The 24772-nt window shown below is 64.7% G+C and carries 24 protein-coding genes; 7 read left to right on the top strand and 17 right to left on the bottom strand.

Annotation, left to right across the window (positions count from 1 at the left end; genetic code table 11):
- Window positions 1-10: 10 nt before the first annotated feature.
- A complete protein-coding gene (locus tag ACO550_RS12075; protein ID WP_315598663.1) occupies window positions 11-652 on the bottom strand; it encodes a glutathione S-transferase N-terminal domain-containing protein in 642 nt (213 codons plus the stop codon).
- Between the two features lie 188 nt (window positions 653-840).
- Between ACO550_RS12075 and ACO550_RS12070 the strand changes: the two genes are divergently transcribed.
- The 4 genes from ACO550_RS12070 to ACO550_RS12055 all read left to right on the top strand — a co-directional run bounded on the left by ACO550_RS12070 (window position 841) and on the right by ACO550_RS12055 (window position 5625).
- Entirely contained in the window at window positions 841-2364 is a 1524-nt protein-coding gene (locus tag ACO550_RS12070; RefSeq protein ID WP_485994858.1) for a 3-hydroxyacyl-CoA dehydrogenase, read from the top strand.
- 64 nt (window positions 2365-2428) lie between these two features.
- Window positions 2429-3208, top strand: coding sequence for an oxepin-CoA hydrolase, alternative type (locus ACO550_RS12065; RefSeq protein ID WP_315598840.1), 780 nt, complete (start codon window positions 2429-2431; stop codon window positions 3206-3208).
- Window positions 3209-3274: 66 nt separating this feature from the next.
- Window positions 3275-4351: a phosphotransferase gene (locus ACO550_RS12060; RefSeq protein ID WP_315598839.1), complete on the top strand. Its 1077-nt coding sequence runs from the start codon at window positions 3275-3277 to the stop codon at window positions 4349-4351.
- A gap of 269 nt (window positions 4352-4620) precedes the next feature.
- Complete coding sequence (locus tag ACO550_RS12055; protein WP_315598838.1) at window positions 4621-5625, top strand: tripartite tricarboxylate transporter substrate-binding protein; 1005 nt, start codon at window positions 4621-4623, stop codon at window positions 5623-5625.
- A gap of 83 nt (window positions 5626-5708) precedes the next feature.
- Here ACO550_RS12055 and ggt read toward each other — a convergent pair whose 3' ends face one another.
- The 3 genes from ggt to ACO550_RS12040 form a co-directional block, all read right to left on the bottom strand.
- Window positions 5709-7637 (bottom strand): gamma-glutamyltransferase, encoded by a 1929-nt coding sequence (gene ggt / locus ACO550_RS12050; protein ID WP_315598837.1) that lies wholly within the window; start codon window positions 7635-7637, stop codon window positions 5709-5711.
- 138 nt (window positions 7638-7775) lie between these two features.
- Window positions 7776-8939: a CAP domain-containing protein gene (locus ACO550_RS12045; RefSeq protein ID WP_315598836.1), complete on the bottom strand. Its 1164-nt coding sequence runs from the start codon at window positions 8937-8939 to the stop codon at window positions 7776-7778.
- A gap of 235 nt (window positions 8940-9174) precedes the next feature.
- Complete coding sequence (locus ACO550_RS12040) at window positions 9175-10128, bottom strand: LysR family transcriptional regulator (protein ID WP_485994857.1); 954 nt, start codon at window positions 10126-10128, stop codon at window positions 9175-9177.
- 204 nt (window positions 10129-10332) lie between these two features.
- On the opposite strand from ACO550_RS12040, the gene ACO550_RS12035 reads away from it, so the two are divergent.
- The 3 genes from ACO550_RS12035 to ACO550_RS12025 all read left to right on the top strand — a co-directional run bounded on the left by ACO550_RS12035 (window position 10333) and on the right by ACO550_RS12025 (window position 13787).
- Complete coding sequence (locus ACO550_RS12035; protein ID WP_315592122.1) at window positions 10333-11595, top strand: acyl-CoA dehydrogenase family protein; 1263 nt, start codon at window positions 10333-10335, stop codon at window positions 11593-11595.
- Between the two features lie 161 nt (window positions 11596-11756).
- Window positions 11757-12449: a glutathione binding-like protein gene (locus ACO550_RS12030; protein WP_315592123.1), complete on the top strand. Its 693-nt coding sequence runs from the start codon at window positions 11757-11759 to the stop codon at window positions 12447-12449.
- Window positions 12450-13409: 960 nt separating this feature from the next.
- Window positions 13410-13787 (top strand): helix-turn-helix domain-containing protein, encoded by a 378-nt coding sequence (locus tag ACO550_RS12025; protein ID WP_315592124.1) that lies wholly within the window; start codon window positions 13410-13412, stop codon window positions 13785-13787.
- 20 nt (window positions 13788-13807) lie between these two features.
- Here ACO550_RS12025 and ureG read toward each other — a convergent pair whose 3' ends face one another.
- The 13 genes from ureG to urtB all read right to left on the bottom strand — a co-directional run bounded on the left by ureG (window position 13808) and on the right by urtB (window position 24677).
- A complete protein-coding gene (gene ureG, locus ACO550_RS12020) occupies window positions 13808-14431 on the bottom strand; it encodes an urease accessory protein UreG (RefSeq protein ID WP_315592125.1) in 624 nt (207 codons plus the stop codon).
- Window positions 14432-14439: 8 nt separating this feature from the next.
- Entirely contained in the window at window positions 14440-15132 is a 693-nt protein-coding gene (locus ACO550_RS12015) for an urease accessory protein UreF (protein ID WP_315592126.1), read from the bottom strand.
- On the bottom strand, window positions 15129-15611 hold the full coding sequence (locus ACO550_RS12010) for an endonuclease domain-containing protein (protein ID WP_485994862.1): 483 nt from the start codon (window positions 15609-15611) through the stop codon (window positions 15129-15131). The genes ACO550_RS12015 and ACO550_RS12010 overlap by 4 nt, the downstream gene beginning before the upstream one ends.
- 12 nt (window positions 15612-15623) lie before the next feature.
- The gene (gene ureE / locus ACO550_RS12005) at window positions 15624-16199 is read right to left on the bottom strand and encodes an urease accessory protein UreE (RefSeq protein ID WP_315592128.1); all 576 of its coding nucleotides are present in this window, start codon (window positions 16197-16199) and stop codon (window positions 15624-15626) included.
- A gap of 3 nt (window positions 16200-16202) precedes the next feature.
- Window positions 16203-17921 (bottom strand): urease subunit alpha, encoded by a 1719-nt coding sequence (ureC, locus tag ACO550_RS12000; protein WP_315592129.1) that lies wholly within the window; start codon window positions 17919-17921, stop codon window positions 16203-16205.
- On the bottom strand, window positions 17921-18226 hold the full coding sequence (locus ACO550_RS11995) for an urease subunit beta (protein WP_315592130.1): 306 nt from the start codon (window positions 18224-18226) through the stop codon (window positions 17921-17923). Before ACO550_RS11995 ends, ureC begins: the two co-directional genes overlap by 1 nt.
- A 21-nt stretch (window positions 18227-18247) precedes the next feature.
- Window positions 18248-18886, bottom strand: a complete 639-nt coding sequence (locus ACO550_RS11990) for a HupE/UreJ family protein (RefSeq protein ID WP_315592131.1) — start codon at window positions 18884-18886, stop codon at window positions 18248-18250.
- A 50-nt stretch (window positions 18887-18936) separates the two neighbouring features.
- Entirely contained in the window at window positions 18937-19239 is a 303-nt protein-coding gene (locus ACO550_RS11985; protein ID WP_011515766.1) for an urease subunit gamma, read from the bottom strand.
- Between the two features lie 52 nt (window positions 19240-19291).
- Window positions 19292-20161 (bottom strand): urease accessory protein UreD, encoded by an 870-nt coding sequence (locus tag ACO550_RS11980; RefSeq protein WP_315592132.1) that lies wholly within the window; start codon window positions 20159-20161, stop codon window positions 19292-19294.
- A gap of 101 nt (window positions 20162-20262) precedes the next feature.
- Window positions 20263-20955, bottom strand: coding sequence for an urea ABC transporter ATP-binding subunit UrtE (urtE, locus tag ACO550_RS11975; protein ID WP_315592133.1), 693 nt, complete (start codon window positions 20953-20955; stop codon window positions 20263-20265).
- A gap of 2 nt (window positions 20956-20957) precedes the next feature.
- Complete coding sequence (urtD, locus tag ACO550_RS11970) at window positions 20958-21806, bottom strand: urea ABC transporter ATP-binding protein UrtD (RefSeq protein WP_315592134.1); 849 nt, start codon at window positions 21804-21806, stop codon at window positions 20958-20960.
- Entirely contained in the window at window positions 21803-23041 is a 1239-nt protein-coding gene (gene urtC, locus ACO550_RS11965; protein ID WP_315592135.1) for an urea ABC transporter permease subunit UrtC, read from the bottom strand. Before urtC ends, urtD begins: the two co-directional genes overlap by 4 nt.
- Window position 23042: 1 nt before the next feature.
- A complete protein-coding gene (gene urtB, locus ACO550_RS11960) occupies window positions 23043-24677 on the bottom strand; it encodes an urea ABC transporter permease subunit UrtB (protein WP_315592136.1) in 1635 nt (544 codons plus the stop codon).
- Window positions 24678-24772: the final 95 nt, after the last annotated feature.

Below are 24772 nucleotides of genomic sequence, written 5' to 3'. Positions count from 1 at the left end.
AACACCCTTCTTACTTGTTCCGGCTCAGCATCAATTCCGTGCTCGCCTTGCGGTCGGCATTGACCCTCTGCACACTGGGCCGCTCCGCCATGGCCTTCAGGTACTCCTTGACCGGCAGCCCGGCCAGCAGGTCTTCCCCGTAGATGATCTTCGTGCACGATGCCACCAGCGGCAGGTGGCACACCGCGGCGCAGTCGGCCAGCGTGAACGTATCGCCGGCGATGTATGGCGAGAACTTCACGAGCTTGCCGAACGCGGGGATGTACTTGTCCAGCAGGTTGCGCTGACGCTCCTTGACCCGGTCGCTGACCTTGCCGCCGAAAAACGCTTCCGGATACAGCTCGCGCGCGGTCAGTTCGAGGTACAGCTCCATGAACGTGACGATTTCGCGCACCTTGGCCGCCTGGTACGGATCGGCAGGCAGCAGCGGCACCTGGATATAGGTGGCTTCAATGTACTCCGCGATGGTTTCGGACTCGCACAACGGGCCGGCATCGGTGATGATGTAGGGCACCTTGCCCACCGGCGAGGCGGTCAGGTCGGTTTCGCCGATCCAGGCCAACACCTCTTCGAACGGCAGGTTTTTCTCCAGCATCGCCAGCTTGACCTTGTTGTAATAGTTGCTGGCGGCAAAGCCGCAGAGCTTCAGCATGTCGTCTCTCTCCGAATGTCATTGTGATGGTCACGGGATCGCCGGTGTCGACCCGGGGTCGCTCCATGGCTTCCTGCCCCTGCCTGCGTTGGCCGATCAGCGCACGCCACGTGCGCTGCCCCTCTGTCGCGAAAGGTGCGGAAAACGTACGATCGTGCTAATTTAGCCACAACTCTTTTGGACCAACAATGAGCAATTCCACTATCCAGACACTTGGCATCGTTGGCACCGGCGCCATGGGCCGCGGCATCGCCCAGATCGCCGCACAGGCTGGCCTGACCGTCAACCTGTTCGACGTCAACGCCCAGGCCGTGGCCGCCGCGCGCCAGTACCTGCAGGATACCTTCACCAAGCTGGCCGACAAGGGCAAGATCAGCGCCGCCGACAGCGAGGCCGCGCTGGCCCGCGTGAAGCCGTGCACCGCACTGGAAGACCTGGCCGCCTGCGACATGGTGCTGGAAGCCATCGTGGAAAAGCTCGAGGTCAAGCGCGACCTGGTGGCCAAGCTCGAAGCCATCCTGCGTGAAGACGCGGTGATTGCGTCGAACACGTCGTCGCTGTCGATCACGGCCATCGCCGTGGGCGCCAAGAAACCGGGCCGCGTGGTGGGCTACCACTTCTTCAATCCGGTGCCGCTGATGCGGGTCGTGGAAGTCATCGACGGCCTGTCGGGCGACCCGGCGGTGGGCGACCGGCTCATGGAACTGTCGCGCCGCATGGGCCATACGCCGGTGCGCTGCAAGGACATGCCGGGCTTTATCGTGAACCATGCCGGCCGCGGCATGAATATCGAAGGCCTGAAGGCCGCGCAGGAAGGCGTGGCCGAGTTTGTCGACATCGACAACATCATGCGCGAGCAGGCCGGCTTCCGCATGGGCCCGTTCGAGCTGATGGACCTGACCGGGCTCGACGTGTCGCATCCGGTGATGGAATCGATCTACAACCAGTTCTACCAGGAACCGCGCTATCGCCCATCGCCGATCACGGCGCTGCGCTCCGTCGGCGGCCTGCTGGGCCGCAAGACCGGCGCCGGCTTCTACGCCTACCCTGAAGGCCAGAAGCAGGTTCCCGCCGCCCAACCGGTACCCGATGCGCGCCCGGCCAGCGTGTGGGTCAGCCGTGCCAATGAACGCGGCCATGCGATGACCGTGAAGCTGCTGACCGCACTTGGCGTGACCGTCGAAGCCGGCAACCAGCCGTCGGCCGACGCGCTGATCGTGGTCACGCCGCTGGGGCTCGATGCCACCACCGCCGCACTGGAAGAGGGTCTCGACGCCACGCGCGTGGTCGCCATCGACACGCTGCTGCCGTTCGAAGCCACCAAGCGCCGCACGCTGATGACCACGCCGGCCACCAGCGCCGCCGCACGCGATGCCGCGCATGGCCTGTTTGCCAGCGACAACGTGCCGGTGACCGTGATCCGCGACTCGGCCGGCTTTATTGCCCAGCGCATCATCGGCTGCATCGTCAACATCGCCAGCGATATCGCCCAGCAACGCATTGCCACGCCGACCGATATCGACCTGGCCGTGAACCTGGGCCTCGGTTATCCGAAGGGTCCGCTGGCGCTGGGCGACACCATTGGCGCCGACGTGATCCTGGCAGTGCTGCGCAACATGAACCGCCTGACCGGCGACATGCGCTACCGTCCGAGCCCGTGGCTGTGGCGCCGTGCCGGACTTGGCCTGTCGCTGCTGGCCGAAGAAGCCTGATCGTGGGCGCCCCGCCGAGACACGGGGCGCCTTTTTTTATCTCCTCCCAGACAACGAGGCTGCAATGACTGCCCAGCTGCTGTCCGAACGCGTCGACGCGACGCTCGTCCTGACCATCTCCAACCCGGAAGCGCGCAACGCACTGCATCCGGACATCTACGCCGCCTCGCAGGAAGCGCTCGAAGTCGCCGCACGCGACGATTCGATCCGTACCGTGGTATTGACCGGTGCCAATGGCGTGTTCTGCGCCGGTGGCAACCTGAACCGTCTGCTCGGCAACCGCTCTCAGCCGCCATCCGTGCAAGCCGCCAGCATCGAGACGCTGCATCAATGGATCGAGTCGTTCCACGCCTTCCCGAAGCCGATCATTGCCGCCGTCGAAGGCCCGGCAGCCGGCGCGGGCTTCTCGCTGGTGCTGGCCTGCGACTACGTGGTGGCGGCCAGCGATGCCAAGTTCGTGATGGCCTATGTCAAGGTGGGCCTGACCCCCGACGGCGGCGGCTCGTACGAGATCGCACGCATGCTGCCGCGCCAGCTGGCCAGCGAAATCCTGATGGAAGGCAAGCCGGTGGAACCCGCGCGCCTGGCGCATTTCGGCATCGTCAACCGCGTGGTGCAGCCGGGCCAGGCACTGAGCGAGGCGCTACGCATTGCCGGGAACCTGGCCCGTGAATCGCCCAATGCCGTGCGTGGCATGAAGTCCCTGATCAACCATGCCGGTAGCGCCACGCTGACCGAGCACCTGGCTGCCGAACGCGACAGCTTCGTGGCCGCGCTCCATCACCCCGATGCGGGCGAAGGCATCGGGGCGTTCCTGGAGAAGCGCAAGCCAAACTACAAATGACCGGCCGCGACTGACCGCCCCCAAAGACAGGGATTACAGAACAAAGACAATCCGGAGAGAGACAGCATGAGCACCAACGTATCGCACTTTGAAGGCACCCGCCCCGTGGCCGACCAGCAGCGCTTCGATGTAGGCGCGCTCGAGGCATGGATGCGCGAGCATGTGGCGGGCTTCACGGGGCCGCTGACCGTGGAGCAGTTCAAGGGCGGCCAGTCCAACCCGACCTTCAAGCTGATCACGCCGGGCCAGACCTACGTGATGCGCGCCAAGCCGGGCCCGAAGTCAAAGCTGCTGCCATCGGCCCACGCCATCGAGCGCGAGTATCGCGTGATGAAGGCACTGGCCGGCAGCGATGTACCCGTGGCCCACATGTTCGCGTTGTGCGAGGACGAAGACGTGATTGGCCGGGCGTTCTACATCATGGAGTTCGTCAGCGGACGCGTGCTGTGGGACCAGTCGCTGCCCGACATGACCACCCGCCAACGCGGTGAAATCTATGACGAGATGAATCGCGTGATCGCCGCGCTGCACTCGGTGGACTACCAGGCCATCGGACTGGCCGACTATGGCAAGCCAGGCAACTACTTCCAGCGCCAGATCGAGCGCTGGGGCAAGCAGTACAAGCTGTCGGAAACCGAATCGATTCCGGCCATGGACCAACTGATTGCCTGGCTGCCCGAGCATATCCCGCAGGAAGATGCCGACCTGACCTGCATCGTGCATGGCGACTACCGGCTCGACAACCTGATGTTCCATCCCACCGAACCCCGGGTGCTGGCGGTGCTGGACTGGGAACTGTCCACGCTGGGCCATCCGATGGCCGACTTTGGCTATCACTGCATGAGCTGGCATATCCAGCCGGGCCAGTTCCGCGGTATCGCCGGCCTCGATCACCAGGCATTGGGCATTCCCGACGAAGCCACCTATCGCCGCCTGTACGAGCAGCGCACCGGCCGCCAGATCACGGGCGACTGGAATTTCTATCTTGCCTTCAGCATGTTCCGGATTGCCGGCATCCTGCAGGGCATCATGAAACGCGTGGTGGACGGCACCGCATCGTCAGCCCAGGCCCTCGACGCCGGCAAGCGGGCACGGCCAATGGCGGAAATGGGCTGGGCCTATGCGCAGAAGGCGGGGGCATAAACAAGCCCACGTCGCTCTCCCCTCTCCCGCGCGCGGGAGAGGGGCCGGGGGAGAGGGCAAGCCTCTCCAAAGCCACCCCATGTCATCAGACAACATAGCACATCACTTGCCTTGGCATTCCCCACCCTGAGCCTGCACTTCCACCTTTGTTCCTACATTTGAAGCCGTTCTTCTACGTGTTTTCCTAGATAGACCTCACGGAAAAACACGCCTACACTTCGATCACTGTTGTACGACAACTGATGATAAGTGTTGACTGGAGACACAGCATGACCTCTTCTCGCCGCCAATTTCTTGGCCAGCTTCCGGGCCTGGCCGCGCTCGGCACCGTCGGCGCGTCCGGCATTCTCGCGCCGGCTTCCGCCTGGGCGCAGGACAAGTGGCCAACCAAGCCCATCCGCCTGGTAGTGCCCTATCCGGCCGGTGGCTCGTCCGACATCATCGCGCGCCTGATCAGCAAGCAGCTCGGCGAATCACTGGGCCAGCCGATCGTGGTGGACAACCGCCCCGGCGCCAACGGCAATATTGGCGCCGCGATGGTGGCGCAGGCCGGTACCGATAACCACACGCTCCTGCTGTGCGACGTCGGCGCACTGGCCATCAGCCCGTCGGTCTACACCAAGCTCACGTTCAACCCGGAAAAAGACCTCAAGGGCGTGGCGATGCTGGCCTACTCGCCGCACCTGCTGGTCGTGCATCCGTCGGTGCCGGCCAATAACCTCAAGGAACTGGTCGCGCTGTCGCACAAGCAGACGCTGAACTTTGCCGTGACGGCCATTGGCAGCGCGCCGCACCTGGCCGGCGTGGCCGTCCAGCAGGCCACCCAGGCCGCATGGCAGTACGTGCCTTACAAGGGCGGTGCGCAGGCCATTGCCGACACCGTTGGCGGCACCGCGCAAGTGCTGATGAACGGGATGCTCGCCACGCTGCCGCACGTGCAGTCGGGCAAACTCAAGCTGCTGGCCGTATCCAAGCGTTCGCGCATGGCGCTGGTCAGCCAGACCCCGACCATCGCCGAAAGCGGTGTACCGAATTTCGAATCGGGTACGTGGCAAGGCGTGATGGCACCCGCCGGCATGCCTGATGCGCTGGTCCAGCGTATCAATGCCGAGCTCGTCAAGATCATCCGCACGCCGGAGATTCGCGCGAACCTGGCTGGTCAGGGCGCCGAGGTGGTGACCATGTCGCCGGCCGAAACCAACAAGTGGTTCAGCACCGAGGAAAAGCGCTGGGCCCAGGTCGTGAAATCGTCAGGGGTCAAGCTGGACGCATAAAGCCGGCATCGAAAAGCAACGCAGTACTGAAACGGGCGCGAAATTCGCGCCCGTTTTTTTGTTGCGATGCGTTGCCCTACGACTCAATCGCCCAATGCCACACCTTCACGCCGCGGATCGGCGCCACCGGCCCATACCGCACGGCCATTGACGGTCTTGCGCATGATGACCTGGGTGCCGCTGGTCATCTCGATCTCAGCCACCTGATGGCCCTGCTGCTTCAGCGCGTCGACCAGTTGTGGCGTCACCAGCCCCTTCTCGACCTCGGTCGGACCGTTGCGGCTACCGAAGTTGGCCATGCTCACCGCCTGTTGCACGTCCATGTCCCAGTCGAGCAGGCCCACCAGCGTCTTCGAGACATACTCAATGATCTGCGAACCGCCGGGCGAACCAAGCGCCGCCACCAGCTTGCCGCTCTGGCGATCGAAAACCAGCGTCGGCGCCATCGACGAACGTGGACGCTTGCCAGCCTGCACGCGGTTGGCCACTGGCTTGCCATTCTCGGTCGGCGTGAACGAGAAATCGGTCAGCTGGTTATTGAGCATGAAGCCGCGCACCATGATGTGCGAGCCGAAGTACGACTCGATCGTGGTCGTCATCGACAACGCCCCACCACGGTTGTCCACGGCCACGATCTGCGAGGTGGAGATCCGCATTGGCGAGCGGTCGGGTGCGAATGCCACCTTCACGCCGGGCGGCGTGCCCGGTTGGGCCTTGCCCATGCTCTTGTCGCCAATCAACGCGGCGCGCTCGGCCAGATAGTTCGGATTGACCATCGCGGCCACATCGACCGGCACGAAATCGGCGTCGGCCACATACAGCCCGCGATCGGCATACGCCAGCCGGTCGGCTTCGGAGATCGCGTGCACGGCCAGCGGATTCGGCTCCATCTGCGACGGCAGGTTGACCGGTACCGGTTTCAGGCTGGCCAGCGCATAGCGTGGGTCGCGTTTTTCCAGCGCCTCGAGCGTGCCAAGGATCTGCGCGATCGCAATGCCGCCCGACGACGGCGGCGGCATGCCACAGACCTTCCATTGCCGGTAGTCGGTGCAGACCGGCACGCGCACCTTGGCCTTATAGCCCTTCAAGTCCGCCACCGAGAGACTGCCCGGATTGGCGTGCGCATTGACCTTGGCCGCGATATCGCGTGCGATCGGGCCGTTGTAGAACACATTGGGGCCGCTGCGCGCAATCTCGCGCAGGGTCTGGGCCAGTTGCGGATTCTTGATGATGGCGCCGACCGGTTTGGCTTTGCCTTGCTCGTCGAGGAAGTACGCGCTCATCTCGGGCGAACCGCCCATGAACTTGTCTGCGGCGACCTGCGTGTACAGCCGCTGCGACATCGGAAAGCCATTCTCGGCCAGCTTGATCGCCGGCTGGAACAGACGCGCCCAAGGCAGGTTGCCGTGCTCGCGATGCGCCATCTCCAACGCGCGCAGCACGCCGGGCACACCGACCGACCGGCCGCCGATCTGGCCTTCGGAAAACTCCATCGGCTTGCCATCGGCACGCATGAACAGGTTCTCGCTGGCGCCGGCCGGTGCGGTCTCGCGGCCATCGTAGGCCTGCACGCGCTTGCCGTCCCAATACATGATGAAGGCCCCGCCACCGATGCCGGTAGCCTGCGGCTCCACCAGCGTCAGCACTGCCTGCATGGCCACGGCGGCGTCGATGGCCGACCCGCCCGCGCGCAGGATTTCGCGTCCGGCCTCGGTGGCCAGCGGGTTGGCAGCGGCGGCCATATGTTTTTGCGCAGTGGCGGTGGTCATGCCCGGGCGGTAGCCCGACGACACCTCGGGTGCCGGCGGCATGGCTGCCTGCGCGGGCGGCGCCGCAGTTGGTGCCGCAGCTGCCGGCGCGGCCGCCTGCTTGTCCGCGGTACCACACGCCGCGAGCAGCGCGGTCAATGCGACAGCCAGCGTGGCACGCCAGTGCAATGATCCTGTGGGTTTCGCCTGGGAAAGCAGAGGAAGCTGGGAAGCCGGGGAAGGTGCTGCCACTACGTCAGTCATGCCGTCTCTCCTGGGGGGAAGCTTCGGCGATTGTAGCGGCGATCCTGCGATGGAGATACGAAAGGTCTGAAACGGCACTTCATGGCAAAGCCCGGCGCCACCGAGGCACCGCCAGGCCTTGCCGCACCGCACCAGAACTTAAAGCGTGGTGAACGACCAGTTCAGGTTGACGCCCTGCCCGTTCAGCGTGCCGCTGACGGTCACGTTGTAGCGGGTCTTGCTGGCCAGCGGCGTGCGCGGCGTGCAGATTGCCAGGCCACGGGCCGCGCTGGACATTCCCGAGGTGCGCGCGTCGACCTTCTCGCAGGCGATTGCATTGCCCGACGCATCGGTAATCGAGAACGTGTCAGCATTGAACGTCAGCGACGTATTGACCGCCTGCACCGTCACGGGGTAGCCCATGGTCTGTCCCGCGTACGACGGTGCCGGATTCGGGCTCTCGTTGTTGACCCAGCTGGTCGGCACATCGGCCTGGCCCGCATACGGATACGCCACCATCTGGTTGTCGGCACCACCATTGCTGGCATCGGCAAGATCGATGGTCTGGTAGTAGTACGCCTGCGTGCCTCCGCTGCTGCCGGCCCCCACGCTCTCGGCAAACCCGCTGCCCGCCGATGCATAGCTGCCCAACAACGCGGCACGATGGAACGGCGCGTTGACCAGATCCACTACCAGCGCATCCTTCGGCGTCATCGACAGGCTTGCACCGGCGGCCGAGGTCCAGCGATTGGCACCAGCCACCACTTCGGCCGTGGCATTGCTCGAATACGCTGCCTGGATGCGGTCGTTGGGCGCGGCACCGGTATAGCCGGGCTTGCCCGACTGCTCATCATGCGTCAGCGTCTGGTTGGCCAGCATGTACGACGTGTGGTTCTGCGCCACCGTGTTGAGCGCATCGCGCGCGGTCAGCGGTGCCAGTCCCACCTGTTCGCGACGATAGTTGGCGTAGCACAGGCCGGCGCTGCGCGCGTCGTCGAGCACACGATACGCGGACACCCCGGTACCCCGTGCCGGCAGCAGGCTTACGGCGCCGGTCACGGGCGCCGGGGCGCTGCCGCTGACCGTATAGCAGGCACGATCCGTACCGCCGGTGGTAGGTGCCGTGCCTGCTGGCGCGGCAGCCTGCGTGCTGGCAGCCGATTGCGCTGCGCTGCCGCCGCTGGAAGACCCGGCGCTGGTTGCGCTGCTGCCACCGTCACCGCCGCCGCATGCGGCCAGCGTCAGGGCCGCGCATGCGGCGATAGCGCCGAATGCAACCGGCCGTCCGTTGATGAATGCAGTACGCAAGGGTTTCCCTGGCATGTGAAATGCGCCTCGATGATTTGGAAATGGAGGGAAACTGCCCGCATGTCCGACGTGTGGATCGGGACAACGCCTGGCGCTGAAGCGCCGTGATGTGAAGCGCGCGGGGCAGATGGATCGCAGTGATGGTAGGGATGCCCTCCACCAGCGTCCAGCCTGCGAACATTTTCTTACGGTGTGATCCGAGCGCGCTGCACGAATGGCGTGGCCGCACTCGAATCGGCGTGCCGCCCGCTTACGCCGGCGCCCCCGACGCCACATCACCGATACCGCCGACACCGCCGCCAAGCGATGCCATCACCGCCATCAGCTGCTCGCGCAGCCAGCGGTTCGCACCGTCGTTCTCGCCACCGGCGTGCCAGTACAGGTGCAGTTCCAGCGAAGGCACCTTGAACGGCAGCGACAGCAGCCGGTTGGCATAAGGCTCGTTGGCGATGCGCGCATAGCGCAGCGGCAGCGTGGCCAGCAGATCCGTGCAACTGACCACGCGGCACGCGGCTGCGTAGTGCTGGCAACGCAGCCGCACGCGGCGCGTCAGGCCCATGCGGTGCAATGCCTGGTCTTCCAGCCCGGCACCACGGCGGCGCGACGATACGTGCACGTGCTCGGCGGACAGGTAGCGCTCCAGCGTCAGTTCCTTCTTGACCAGCGGATGATCGCGGCGCGCCAGCACCACCATCGGGTCCGACATGAATGCGCTGTGGTGAATCGCCGGCGAAACCGGCAGCAGGATATCGATCGAGGTGTCGAGCGTGCCGGCCAGCAGTTCGGATTCCATCTCGCGGCGATCGAAGCGGATCGCGGCAATTTCCACATGCGGTGCAATGGCGGTCACGCGTGCCATCAGTGGCGGCAGCAAGGTGGACTCAAGCGCATCGCGCATGCCGATGGTAAAGCGGCGCGTGGTGTTGGCGGGGTCAAAATGCGGCGTGTCCTGCAAGGTACGCGCAAACGATTGCAACGCACCGCGCACCTCGCCCGCCAGCGAGCGCGCCAGCGGCGTCGGTGCCATGCCCTGCCCGCGCCGTTCGAACAGCGCATCGTCGAACAGCGTACGCAAACGCCCCAGCGCATGGCTCACGGCCGGCTGCGTCAGGTTCAGCTGGCGTGCCGCGGCAGTGATGCTGCCTTCGCTGTAGATGGCGTCGAACACCACAAAGAGGTTGAGGTCGATCCGGCTGAGCTGCATGGCAACCTTCGCATCATTTGACTGCTGCGATTCTGGCACGAGATGCAGCAAATTGATACTGACCAATCTAGTAAATTCATTTTTCTTATTGATTGCCATCGGCTAGAGTAGCCATCAGTCCGCACCACCAACGCGGTCGGCACGCTCGGCACATGCTGCACGGCGTGCCACCCAACCCATCCCCCAGGGAATCGAGGAGACCCCATGCAATTCGAGTACTCGCCCAAGGTCAAGGAAATGCAGGCCAGGCTGCTGGCGTTCTTCGACCAGCATATCTATCCCAATGAAAAGCGTTTCTACGCCGAGGTGCAGGCCAACCGCGAGGCGGGTAATGCGTGGGTGCCGACCAAGGTGGTCGAGGAACTGAAGCCGCTGGCGCGTGAAGCCGGCCTGTGGAACCTGTTCCTGCCGCGCTCGAAGCGTGCGCCGGAAGGCCTGTCGAACCTCGAGTACGCACCGATGTGCGAAATCATGGGCCGCGTACCCTGGTCGGCCGAAGTGTTCAACTGCGCCGCGCCGGACACCGGCAACATGGAAACGCTCGAGCGCTACGCGTCCGAGACATTGAAGGACCAGTGGCTGGAACCGCTGCTGCGCGGCGAGATCCGTTCGGCGTTCCTGATGACCGAGCCCGACGTGGCATCGTCCGATGCCACCAATATCGCGTGCCGCATCGTACGCGATGGCGACCACTACGTGATCAACGGCACCAAGTGGTGGTCGTCGGGCGCCGGCGATCCGCGCTGCAAGGTCTATATCGTGATGGGCAAGACCGATCCCGATGCCGGCCGCCATGAACAGCAGTCGATGATCGTGGTGCCGGCCGATACGCCGGGCATCACCATCAAGCGCTTCCTGCCCGTGTTCGGCTACGACGACGCGCCGCACGGCCATATGGAAATCGAACTGAAGAACGTGCGCGTGCCGGCCAGCAATATCCTGCTCGGTGAAGGCCGCGGCTTCGAGATTGCGCAAGGCCGCCTGGGACCGGGCCGCATCCACCACTGCATGCGCAGCATCGGCGTGGCAGAGCGCGCGCTGGAACTGATGTGCAAGCGCAGCCTGGAGCGTGTGGCGTTCGGCAAGGCAATCGCACGCCAGGGCGTTACACAGGAACGCATCGCCGAAGCGCGTTGCGATATCGAGATGGCGCGCCTGCTGACGCTGAAGGCCGCGTACATGATGGACACCGTGGGCAACAAGGTGGCCAAGGCCGAGATCGCGATGATCAAGGTGGTGGCGCCGAACGTGGCGCTGCGCGTGATCGACTGGGCCATCCAGGTACATGGCGCCGCAGGTGTGTCGGGCGATTTCCCGCTGGCCAACTGGTGGGCGCACCAGCGCACGCTGCGCCTGGCCGACGGTCCGGACGAGGTGCACCGCAATGCCATCGCCAAGCTGGAACTGGCCAAGCATATGAACGTGAATGCTGACAGCATCCAGATGCCGGTGACGCGCGGATCGTGATGGGCGGTGGTCCGGTTGCAACGCATGGTTGACTGAACGGCCGGGCCCTCTCCCGCACGCGGGAGAGATGGAGCAAAGTGTGGGCAGATCATGTGCCGCCAGCAGGGTTATTCCTTCTATGCTCTAATGCCCCGGCCAATCTTCCATGGAGAGCGTTGCACATGATCGACGTCTACACGTGGGCCACCCCGAATGGCCACAAGGTCCACATCATGCTCGAGGAATGCGGTCTCGAGTACCGGGTGCACCCGATCAATATCGGCGCCGGCGACCAGTTCGGCGAAGACTTCCTCAAGATCAGCCCCAACAACAAGATTCCCGCGATCGTCGATAGCGACGGCCCGGACGGCGCACCGATCTCGCTGTTCGAATCGGGCGCGATCCTGCTGTACCTGGCTGGCAAGACCGGCAAGTTCCTGCCCGACGACGTGCGCGGCAAGTACGACGCGCTGCAGTGGCTGATGTTCCAGATGGGCGGCGTTGGCCCGATGCTGGGCCAGGCGCACCACTTCCGTATCTACGCACCCGAAAAGATCGAATACGCGGTCAATCGCTACACCAATGAGGCAAAGCGCCTTTACGGCGTGATCGACACCCAGTTGTCGAAACACGCCTGGCTGGCTGGCGACAGCTATTCGATCGCGGACATCGCCACCTTCCCGTGGCTACGCAGCTGGCAGAACCAGGGCGTGGACCTTGACGACTATCCGCACCTGAAGCGCTGGTTCAACGAGATTGCCGAGCGCCCTGCCGTGAAGCGCGGGGTCGAGGTGTTGGCCAAGGAGCGCAAGCCGCTGCGGACGGACCAGGAACGCGAGATTCTGTTCGGGGCGACGCAGTATCAGCGTCGTTAGGCTCCGGCGCCGGCTCGGACTCCGGCATCGCGTCGTTGCGCATGCAGCAGAGCAGCCCCGTGCCGGGCATCATGGCGTCGATGCAGTAGTCGTCGCCCGGTGCCGGCGCGAAGGCCATGCCCGGCCGTACATAGAGCATGCGCGGCTTGCCGGAGCGGCGCTTGTCGCGCCATTGCAGGCACAGCGTGCCGTGATGGCAAATCGCCCACAGCAGGCCGCGTGCGTGAAAGCGTTGCGCCCAATCGGGCTCGCCCGGTTCCAGCGCGACGAATTCCGCGGCCACTGTATCGGCGGCATCGCTCTCTGCGTTGTCGTCGGTCTGCGGCAGCGCTACGGCACGAACCAGCACGCTGTCGATCGCGGCCTGCAACGCAAGTGGACGCGCGGGTGGCACCAGAATGTCGCCACTGGCCAGCATCGCGAATTCCTCGTCACCATCGAGCAAACGTACACCGCCTTGCAGGCAGGCCCACCATTGCACATGCTCCGGCGTGGCCACCGGAGACCGTGCGGCAGCCGACAAGTACACGTATCCCGACGTATGGCCAAGGCCAGCCGTTGCCGGAATGACACATAATCGGCGATCGATACCTGGGGTGGTGGTGGATTTCCCGCATGGCGCGGTAGTGCGGACGCGGGCGTCGGAGGACGAAAAAATCTGCATGGCATTCCCTCGAAACAGAGCCTGGGACGCAAGTGGTCCCGGAATGCGCAATGGACGAATGGACGGCGTGGCGCGGTTTTCCGCCCGACATCCGTTGCGCGACAGCCCCGTTTCGGCACGGTGTTTTCACACCGCCCGGTCAGCCTTCGGCACCGCACCCTTTGCGGGTGCATCCCTTAAGATGCGGATCTGGCACCGATAGAACGACGAACTATAAGTTGTCGTTCCGCATAGGTCAAACCCTTAGGCTCGGTCGACTTAGCGACTTATTATCCACACAGCAGACACAGCAGCATATGACAGCAGACCCACTCAAGCTGTTCGGGCGGCACTTGACCTGGTTGCGCAAGCAGCGCGGCTGGTCTCAGGAGGCGCTGTCGCTGGAAAGCGGCCTGGCCCGATCGTACCTCAGCGGCATCGAGCGCGGCACGCGCAATGTTGCGCTATATAACATATGTACCCTGGCAGACACGCTCGGTATTGCACCAACCGAGATGCTTGACTTTAGCAGACATCGATCGGATGAAGCGACAGCCCCACCCCGCTCTCCTTTTGACGCAGAGCAATCGCCTTCGGTACAAGCTACGTTGCGCTACATGGCCGAGCTCAATGACGTCGACCGCGATGTGGTGGCCGGCGTCGCGCGCGCATTGGCGCGGCGACACATGCGCTAGGTTTTCCCGCGGCCGGCGTCTCAGACGTTCAGCATGCCCTGCCGTTCAATGAAGGCAATCACCTCGTCGAGGCCCTGCCCCGACTTGACGCTCCCCATCACGAACGGACGCTCGCCACGCATCTTGCGCGTGTCGCTTTCCATGATCTCGAGCGATGCTCCCACATAGGGCGCGAGGTCGGTCTTGTTGACCACCAGCAGATCCGACTTCGTAATCCCTGGCCCGCCCTTGCGCGGGATCTTTTCTCCCCCCGCCACATCGATCACGTAGATCGTCAGGTCGGACAGTTCCGGACTGAACGTAGCCGCGAGATTGTCGCCACCCGATTCGATGAAGACCACGTCGGCATCGGGAAACCTGGCCAGCATGCGATCCACGGCCTCGAGGTTGATCGAGGCATCCTCACGAATCGCCGTATGCGGGCAGCCGCCCGTTTCCACGCCCATGATGCGCTCGGCCGGCAATGCGCCGGAGATCGTCAGCAGCCGCTGATCTTCCTTGGTGTAGATATCGTTGGTGATGGCCACGAGGTCGTAGCGGTCGCGCATGGCCTTGCAGAGCATTTCCAGCAGCGTGGTCTTGCCGGAGCCGACGGGGCCGCCCACGCCGACGCGCAGCGGAGGATTTTTCTTGGTACGGGTCATGATGGGATTCACGATCGGAAAAGCCGGGAGTACTGCGTCTCGTGCCGAGCGGACAGCAGTCCCAGCATGGGAGAAAACGTGGAAAGGCGCGGCGGTGCCGCATCGGCGCGCTGCGCGGCCTCTTCGACCACCTCGAGCACGGCACCGTGCAGGCCGCGCAGGATCTGCTGACCGGCCACCTGACCCAACGGCACAGCCTTGAGCGCTGCCGCCACCTGGTTTTCGGCCCAGTTGAATGCGTAGGCAGCCAGTCCGTCGCGCTCGCTGATCTCAAGCGCCACGCACGCCGCGGTGAATGCCGTGGGCAGGCATAGCGGCGACAGTTCGCGCAACACGCCGCGCATGGCGTCGCTGCCCCACCCCATCTGCGCCACCAGCTTTGCCAGCGACCAGCCCATCTGCTCGGTCTCCAGGCGCAACTCAGACGTTTCGCGCGTGACGTGGAACCAGTCGTTCCATGTCGCTACCGCCGCGTGGTCTTGTGCGAGCCATGCACGATGCAGTAGCAGCCAGACCGGCGCCTCGCATTGGGCTTGCACCTGGGTGAGGTTGTCGTGGATCCAGCGTTCGGCGGTTTGGGCATTGCTGACCAGCCCACAGTCGATCGCGGCCTCCAGTCCTTGCGAATAGCTGAAGCCGCCAATCGGCAACGCAGGCGACGCCAGATGCAGCAGGGAAATCAGTTGCGGGAGGGCGGTCATGGCGTTGTGCTCGGTTCTACAAACCCTTGCGCCAACACAGCCTGACGAATGGCTTCCAGCACGCCATCGATTTCGTTGTGAACCTGGTTGTTCCAGAACCGTAGCACCGTATAGCCCTGATCCCGCAACCAGACATCACGATCGAAATCATTGAGGGAACCATGCTGACCGCCATCGGCTTCGACGATCAGGTTGAATTCGATGCAGAGGAAATCGGCGATGTAGGGGCCGATGGGTACCTGACGTTTGAATTTCAGGCCCAGCAAGCGATGCGCACGGAGGAAATACCACAAGCGTTGTTCGGCGGCGGTTTGATTCGCGCGTAGCTTGCGGACGAATTCGTGGTTGCCCAGGCGCCCGCCCTCTCCCCCTGCCCCTCTCCCGCAAGCGGGAGAGGGGAGTTTTGAAGCGCCAACGGTTGGCTCCCCTCTCCCGGGCGCGGGAGAGGGGTTGGGGGAGAGGGCCGGCCTTGGATCCACGATCACATCCACTCAGTGCTTGTGCCCGCAGTGTTCGTCATGCACGTGATCATGACCATGATCGTGGTCATGATGATGGTGGTGAAACACTTCCTGCGCCTTGGCATAGTCCTCGGCGAACGTCGCATCATGGCCATGCTTGTGGCCGCCGCCATATGCACCGGCTTCGGGTTCGAATGGCAGGTCGGCGCGTTCGGCCTGCACGCCCAGTCGTGCCAGCATGTCGGCGAGCACCGCGTCGTATTCGAGCCGCAGGTAATCGCAACCCACTTCCACTGGCGTGTGGCGATTGCCCAGGTGATATGCCGCGCGCATCAGGGCCAGCGGATCAGCGGCCGACACCTGCAGCACGGCTTCCGCCGCGGCCTGCACTTCGACGAACGTGCCGTCCTCGGCCACCAGCAGGTCGCCGCCGCGCAGCACGGTGCCGCGTGGCAGGAACAGCGCCGCCTCGGTGCCGTTGTCGAGCACCGCGCGCAGGCGGCTCTTGCTACGGTCGCCAAATGGCAGGACCAGTTTCGGCGCACGGCGCACCAGTACCGGGGCAATGCCGTGCGGGGCAGGCAGGTGTTTGTCGATCTTGATCACGGGTCAGAACAGGAAGTAACGCTGCGCCATCGGCAGCACGGTAGCCGGTTCGCACATCAGCAGTTGTCCATCGGCCACCACCTGGTAGGTTTCCGGATCGACCGTGACATGCGGTTGCCAGTCATTGTGCACCATGTCGCGCTTGCTTACGGTGCGTGTTCCGCGCACCGCCGCCAGCGTCTTGGCCAGGCCATAGCGCTCCCCCACATTGCCGGCGAGTGCCGCCTGCGAGACAAAGGTCAGCGACGTCTTCGGCAGCGCACCGCCGGCCGACGCAAACATGGGACGGTAGTGCACCGGTTGCGGCGTTGGAATCGACGCATTGGGGTCTCCCATCGCGGCCGCCGCGATCATGCCGCCCTTGAGGATCAGGCTTGGCTTCACGCCGAAGAACGCGGGCCGCCACAGCACCAGGTCGGCCCACTTGCCGACCTCGATCGAGCCGACTTCATGCGCAATGCCATGCGTGAGCGCGGGGTTGATCGTGTACTTGGCGATATAGCGCTTGACGCGGAAATTGTCATGGCCGCCGCGTGCATCGTGCGGGTCACCGGGCAGCTTGCCGCGCTGCGCGGCCATCTTGTGCGCGGTCTGCCAGGTGCGGATGATGACCTCGCCCACGCGCCCCATCGCTTGCGAATCGCTCGATATCATCGAAAACGCGCCAAGGTCATGCAGGATATCCTCGGCCGCGATGGTCTCGCGACGGATGCGCGATTCCGCGAAGGCAATGTCCTCCGCAATCGCCGGATCCAGGTGATGGCACACCATCAGCATGTCCAGGTGCTCGTCCAGCGTATTCACCGTGTACGGGCGCGTCGGATTGGTCGACGACGGCAACACGTTGGCTTCGCCGCATACCTTGATGATGTCGGGCGCGTGGCCGCCGCCCGCGCCTTCGGTGTGATACGTATGGATCGTGCGGCCCTTGAACGCGGCAATCGTCGCCTCGACAAAGCCGCCTTCGTTGAGCGTGTCGGTATGGATGGCCACCTGCGTATCGGTGGCATCGGCCACGGACAGGCAGGTGTCGATGGCCTGCGGCGTGGTGCCCCAATCCTCGTGCAGCTTCAGCCCGATGGCACCGGCCTCCACCTGCTCGGTCAGCGGCGCTTCCTGGCTCGCATTGCCCTTGCCCAGGAAGCCGATATTCATCGGATACGCATCGGCTGCCTGCAGCATGCGCTCCATGTACCACGGCCCCGGCGTCACCGTGGTGGCGAACGTGCCCGTGGCGGGTCCGGTGCCGCCGCCGATCATCGTCGTCACGCCGCTCATCAGCGCCTCGTCAATCTGCTGCGGACAGATGAAGTGGATGTGCGTGTCGATGCCGCCAGCGGTAACGATCATGCCCTCGCCCGCGATCACCTCGGTACCCGGGCCGACGACGATCGTTACGCCCGGCTGGATATCGGGGTTGCCGGCCTTGCCGATGCCGGCGATGCGTCCATGCTTGAGGCCGATATCGGCCTTGACGATGCCCCAGTGATCAATGATCAGCGCATTGGTGATGACGGTGTCGACGCAATCCTTCGACATGCGCTGGCTTTGCCCCATGCCATCGCGAATCACCTTGCCGCCGCCGAACTTCACTTCCTCGCCATAGATCGTGAAGTCCTTCTCGACTTCAACCACCAGTCCGGTATCGGCCAGTCGCAGGCGGTCGCCGGTGGTAGGGCCGAACATTTCGGCATAGGCTTGCCGGGAAATCTTCACGCTCATCACAGCGCTCCCATGATCTTGCCGTTGAAACCGTAGACGATGCGGTCACCGTCCAGCGCCACCAGTTGCACCGTACGCGACTGGCCAGGTTCGAAGCGCACCGCGGTGCCCGCGGCAATGTCGAGCCGGAAGCCGCGCGCGGCTTCGCGATCGAACGACAGCGCTGCATTGGTCTCGTAGAAATGGAAATGCGAGCCGACCTGTACCGGCCGGTCGCCGGTATTGGCCACCACCACGCTGACCGTGGCGCGCCCCGCATTCAGTTCGATCTCGCCGTCGAGCGGCATCAGTTCACCGGGAATCATCGCCTTGCTCCTTGTGGGGAATCAGGCCACCAGCAGGCCAACGCCATACAGCGCCACTCCGGCACCGGCCACGCGCGCCATCCAGGCCGCATGGCGACGCAGGAATGCCCCGGCACCGATACCCATGACATGCAGCGTCATCGTGCTCACCGCAAAGCCGCCGACATAGGCCAGCACCGCGGGCAATGCGGCGGCCGTGGCCGGCAGTTCGGCACCATGTGCATAGCCATGAAACAGTGCGAAGCCGCCCACGATGGCCATGCCGGCCAGCGTGGACAGGCGTGCCCGCGCGGCCACCAGCAGGCCGATCACGAGCAGCGAGACCGCAATCATCGGCTCCACGGCCGGCAGCGTCACGCCGGCCAGGCCAAGCGCGGCCCCCACCAGCATCATGGCCACGAACGCCAGCGGCAGACGCAGCAGGTCCAGCTTCGACGGGCCCGCCTCGAACGCGTCCCTGGGCGACGTTGCCAGGGCACTCCACACGCCCACGGCAGCCATGGCCAGCAGGTGATCGGCGCCAGTGAACGGGTGTGCCAGGCCGGCCAGCAGACTGGCGCCAACGGTGGCACCGTCGTGGCCCGGATGGGCAAAGGCCGAGGCGGTGGCCAGCGAAAGCGTGGCGCCGGCGATCAGGCGCGAACGGAGCATGCGGTGCATAGGGTTCATCCTCTTCTTGTTGAGCGTTCGGGGTTCAGGTTTTCAGGCCTTCAGACGATCGGATGGTGCACGGTCACCAGCTTGGTGCCGTCCGGGAATGTGGCTTCGACCTGGATCTCGGGGATCATCTCGGCCACGCCATCCATGACATCCTCGCGCGCTAGCACGGTGGTGCCCTCGTGCATCAGTTCGGCCACGGTGCGGCCATCGCGCGCACCTTCCATGATCGCGGCCGTGATCAGCGCCACGGCCTCGGGGTAATTCAGCTTGAGCCCGCGCGCGCGGCGACGCTCGGCCAGCAACGCGGCGGTGAAGATCAGCAGCTTGTCCTTCTCGCGCGGAGTCAGTTCCATATCGGGTTCCTGTTTGTACCTGGCTGTGCCTGGTTGTGCTTGATTGTCGTTGTCAGGTTGCCCAGAGCCGCAGCGGCCGGGCAGGCACGCCGTGGATCGGCATGCGCAAGGTGTTCCAGCAGTCGATCATCAGGTGCCGCACTGCTTCCATGTCGCGGCCAAGCACGCGCAGCAGCAGCATCGACTGTCCCCGTGCCGCCAGGCAGGTCACGCCCGCGCGCAGGTCGGGGCGATACGGCAACTGGGTGGCCAGCGCTTCGGCCAGATCCTGTGTGGCACCCTGCCCCACCGCCCAGAGCGTACCCAGGATCGGCAGGCCATCCAGGCCGGCCACTGCACCGCGTAGCGGCGATGCGGCATCGAAATGCGACTGCTCGATCCATAGCGAGCGGTTGGCGCTGCCGATGCGTGTATCGAGCCACAGCGATCCGCTGGCCCAACGCTCGCCCGACGCCAGGCGTCCAAGCACCACCACGTCCCAGCCGATAGCGCTGCCACCCGGCGCAACCGCTACTTCCGTGGCAATCCGTGCGCGTGCATCGTCGAATACGATGTTCTCCTGCGGCAACCAGTCGAGCCGCGCGCCTTCGGCTACGTCGATGCGTACCTGCTGCGCCGCGTCACGACCCTGCGACTTGTACCACTTGGTGGCGCCCGGCGTGGCCAGCACGGCCTGCGCGCCGGGTTCCAGCTTGATATCGATATCGAGCACATCGCCACCCGCGACACCTGCCGGCGGATGCAGCACCACACCGTGGCAGATCGCGCCTTCCGGATAGAGAGGCTTCTGCACGCGCAGCGGCCCCTCATGGCGGCGCTCCACCATGGCGGTACGACCCGCGCGCACGGCGAAACGCAGACGCAGGCTGCCATGCCATGCGGCAGGCATGGCGAGCGACGAAGGAAAATCGGGATGACGCATCAGTGAAGACGGGAACGCGAGGGCGCGGACGATGGCACAAATCATAGCGCGCGGCCGCGCTCACCGAAAGGTGATTGATCAGCCGCGCGCGCATGATGGATTTACACCGCGATCAACTCGCGCACACCATCCTGTTCCATCGTCGCCCCGTTGCCTTTGGCCACCACCTCGCCACGGCTCATCACCACGTAGTGATCGGCCAGGTGACGCGCGAATTCGTAGTATTGCTCCACCAGCAGCACCGTCATGCCGAACTCGTCTACCAGCAGGCGCAGCGCGCGGCCGATATCCTGGATGATCGACGGCTGGATGCCTTCGGTAGGCTCGTCGAGGATCAGCAACTGCGGTTCGCTCATCAGCGCGCGGCCAATCGCCAGTTGCTGCTGCTGGCCACCGGACAGGTCGCCACCGCGACGCTGGCGCATCGTGCGCAGCACAGGGAACAGTTGGTAGATGCGGTCGGGCACGCCCGCCGGCTTGCCGCGGCTGGCCGCACCGATCAGCAGGTTTTCCTCGACCGTCAGGCGCGGAAAGATCTCGCGACCCTGCGGCACATAGGCCAGCCCCGCCGACACGCGTTCGTACGGCGCCTTCTTTTCCAGTGCCTTGCCGTCCCAGCTCACGCTGCCGCTGCGGGTAGGCACCACGCCCATCAGGCATTTGAGCAGCGTGCTCTTGCCCACCCCGTTGCGGCCCAGCAGCGTCGTGAGCTTTCCGTGCGGCACCTCGAACGATACGTCGCGCAGGATGTGGCTGCCGCCGTAGTACTGATTCAGTGCATTGACCTGCAGCATGGTTATCTTCCCAGGTAGGATTCGATCACGCGTTCATCGCGCTTGACGGCATCGAGCGTGCCCTCGGCCAGCAGGCTACCTTCAGCGAGTACCGTGACCTTGCCCGCATCGCCAGCCAGCGCCGCCACGAATTCCATGTCGTGCTCGACGACCATCATCGAGCAACTGCCGCGCAGGCTGTTGAGCAGCGCGGCAAGCTGCATGGTTTCCTCGTCGGTCATGCCGGCCACGGGCTCGTCGAGCAACAGCAGCTGCGGTTGCTGCATCAGCAGCATGCCGATTTCCAGCCGCTGCTTCTGGCCGTGCGAAAGCAACCCGGCGGGACGATACGCTTCGTCCTCGAGCCCGGTCAGCGCCAGCGTTTCCTCGATGCGGCGATGACCTTCCCCGGTCAGCCGCGCGCGCAACGACGACCACCAGCGCTTGTCGGCCTTCATCGCCAGTTCCAGGTTTTCCCACACCGCATGCTGTTCGAACACGGTCGGCTTCTGGAACTTGCGGCCAATGCCGGTCTGCGCGATGCGTGGCTCGGTCATGCGCATCAGGTCGATGGTCTGCCCCAGGAACACGCGCCCCGTGACATTGGCATTGCGCGGCCCGGTCTTGCCGGTGATGACGTCCATCATGGTCGTCTTGCCGGCGCCATTCGGGCCAATCACGCAGCGCAGCTCACCGTGATCGATCGACAGCGACAGCTTGTTCAGCGCACGGAAACCGTCGAACTGCACCGTCAGGTCCTCCACGTAGAGGATCGGACCATGCGTGGTGTCGATGACACCGGGCTCGAGGATGCGACCCAGGCCGGTGGCATCGCCGCTTTCGGCCTGCCCTGCTTCCAGTGCGGCATTCATGCTTCGCTCCGTTGTTGTGGCGCCACTGCCGGTGCCGCTACTGCCGGTGCCGCCGGTGTTGCTGCCACCGGTTCGTCGGTCGCGGTCTCGATCTTCTCTGCCGTGGTGCGCACGCCGCGCAGGCGGCGCAGCAGGCCGACCACGCCGTCGGGCAGGTACAGCGTCACCAGTACGAACATCGCGCCCAACAGGAACAGCCAGTACTCGGCGAAATAGGCCGTGAACATGGTCTTGGCGCCGTTGACCAGGAATGCGCCAATGATCGGGCCAATCAACGTGCCGCGTCCGCCCACCGCTACCCACACCGCCATCTCGATCGAGTTGGCCGGCGACATCTCGCCCGGGTTGATGATGCCCACCTGCGGCACGTACAGCGCACCGGCAATGCCGCACAACACGGCCGAGAAGGTCCACACGAACAGCTTGTAGCCAAGCGGGCTGTAGCCCGAGAACATCACGCGCATCTCGGCATCGCGCACGGCCGTGACCACGCGGCCCAGCTTGGACGTGACGATGTAGCGGCATGCGATGAAGCCGGCCACCAGCGCCAGGAACGTCAGCACGAACAGCGCGGTACGCGTTTGCGGTGCGGCCACGGCAAAGCCGGCAATGCGCTTGAAATCGGTGAAGCCGTTGTTGCCGCCGAAACCGGTCTCGTTGCGGAAGAACAGCAGCATCGCCGCATAGGTCATGGCCTGCGTGATGATCGACAGGTACACGCCCTTGATGCGCGAACGGAACGCGAAGTACCCGAACAGCCAGGCCAGCACGCCCGGCACCAGCACCACCAGCAGCAGCGCGTAAGGCAGGTGCTCGGTGCCATGCCAGAACCACGGCAGTTCCTTCCAGTCCAGGAACACCATGAAGTCGGGCAGGTCGCTCTTGTAGACGCCTTCACGTCCGATCGAGCGCATCAGGTACATGCCCATCGCATAGCCGCCCAGCGCGAAGAACAGGCCGTGTCCGAGGCTCAGGATGCCGCAGTAGCCCCACACGAGGTCCAGCGCAATGGCGGCCAGCGCAAAGCACATGATCTTGCCGATCAGCGTCAGCGCGTAGGCCGACAGATACAGTGGATGGCCTTCGGGCAACACCAGCGCGCAGATCGGCACGCCGATCGCCACGACCAGGGTCAACGCCACCAGCAACGTCCACACCCGGCCCGAGAACAATGGCTGGCGCTCAGGCACCGAGAGGCGGAACGCCTTGCCGGATTTCGATTGAAAGCTGCTCATGTCAGGCCTCCGCGCTGCGCCCCTTGAGCGCGAAAAGTCCCTGCGGGCGCTTCTGGATGAAGAGCACGATCAGCACCAGGACAAAGATCTTGGCCAGCACCGCACCGTAGAACGGCTCGATGAACTTGTTGATGATGCCCAGGCCGAACGCGCCGACGATGGTGCCGGCCAGTTGGCCCACCCCGCCCAGCACCACGACCATGAACGAATCGATGATGTATGCCTGCCCCAGGTCGGGGCCGACATTGCCGATCTGCGACAGCGCGCAGCCGCCCAGCCCGGCAATACCGGCGCCGAACGCAAACGCGTAGCTGTCCACCTTCCACGTACGCACGCCCACGCAGGCCGCCATGGTGCGGTTCTGCGTCGTGGCGCGCACGAACAGGCCCAGGCGCGTGCGGTTCAGCACGGCCCACGCCACGGCCACCACGCCGAGTGCAAACAGGATGATGACCACGCGGTTATACGGAATCACCAGCCCGGCCATGGCCTCGAAGCCACCGCTCATCCAGACCGGGTTGGCCACCTCCACGTTCTGTGCACCGAAGATCGTGCGCACGGCCTGCATCAGCAGCAGGCTGACACCGAACGTAGCCAGCAGCGTTTCGAGCGGACGGCCATAGAGATGGCGCAGCACGATCCGTTCGAGCGCGAATCCGACCACGCCCGCGGCCAGGAACGACGCCGGCAGCGCCGCCACGAGATACCAGTCGAACGCGTTCGGTGCATAAGCGCGGAACAGCGTCTGGACCACGTAGGTGGCATAGGCCCCGATCATCAGGAACTCGCCGTGCGCCATATTGATGACGCCGATCAGTCCGTAGGTAATGGCCAGGCCCAGCGCGGCCAGCAGCAGCACGCTGCCCAGGCTCAGGCCGGCAAACAGGTTGCCGAGCAGATCGGCGCGACGCTGGTCGCTACGCAACTGGTCGATTGCCTTTTGCGCGGCCACGCGCACGCCTTCGTCGGCTTCGCGGTACTTGCCGGCATCGTCCTTCTCCACCAGCGGCATCAGCTTCTGGCGCGATTGCGGATTGCTGTCCTTGCCCAGGATGCCAATGGCTTCCAGGCGCGCGTCGCGCGTGGCATCGGTACCCTGTGCCAGCACCGTATTGGCCCAGATCACGTCCAGGCGCATGCGCAGGCCCGCATCGGCTTCGGCCTTGCGCGCCGCTTCGACGGCATCGCGCGAGGCGCTTTCGGGCTGTTCGAACAGCGTGTTGATGGCCTGCGTGCGTACCGCGATGTCCGGCGACTGCAGCAGCAGGCTGCTCGCGGCACTGTCGACGACGGCCCGCAGGCTGTTATTCAATGTCAGGGATTCGAGTTCGCCGGCCTTCACCGTCACAGGCTGGCCCGTGATCGCATCGAAGGTCTTGTCGCCGTCCTGGCGCACCATGCCGACCGAGGGCGCGTATTGCAGCGCATCGTCCTGCAGCGCCTTCAGGATCGGGCCGGCCTGTTCGGCGGGCGCCTGCGTGACCTTGGCCAATGCGGCGGTCTTGGCGTCGAAATCGTCTTCGGCCAGCGGCTTCAGGTCCGCCTGCGTCAGTGGCGTAGCCGCCCACAGCGGGGCCGCGGCCAACAGCAGCGCGGCAAGCATGGCGCGCAGCCATGACGGGATGGATCGGTGCATTCAGGAGCCTGGTGTGGCGCGATGATTCGCGTCTTGTGTTCGTCTCTGGGTTGCTCCCCTCTCCCGCTGTGCGGGAGAGGGGTTGCATAGCCAAG

This window comes from Cupriavidus sp. (genome assembly GCF_057315035.1).
The sequence above is the reverse complement of the archived record's forward strand: the minus strand, read 5'-3'. Positions and strand labels throughout refer to the sequence as shown.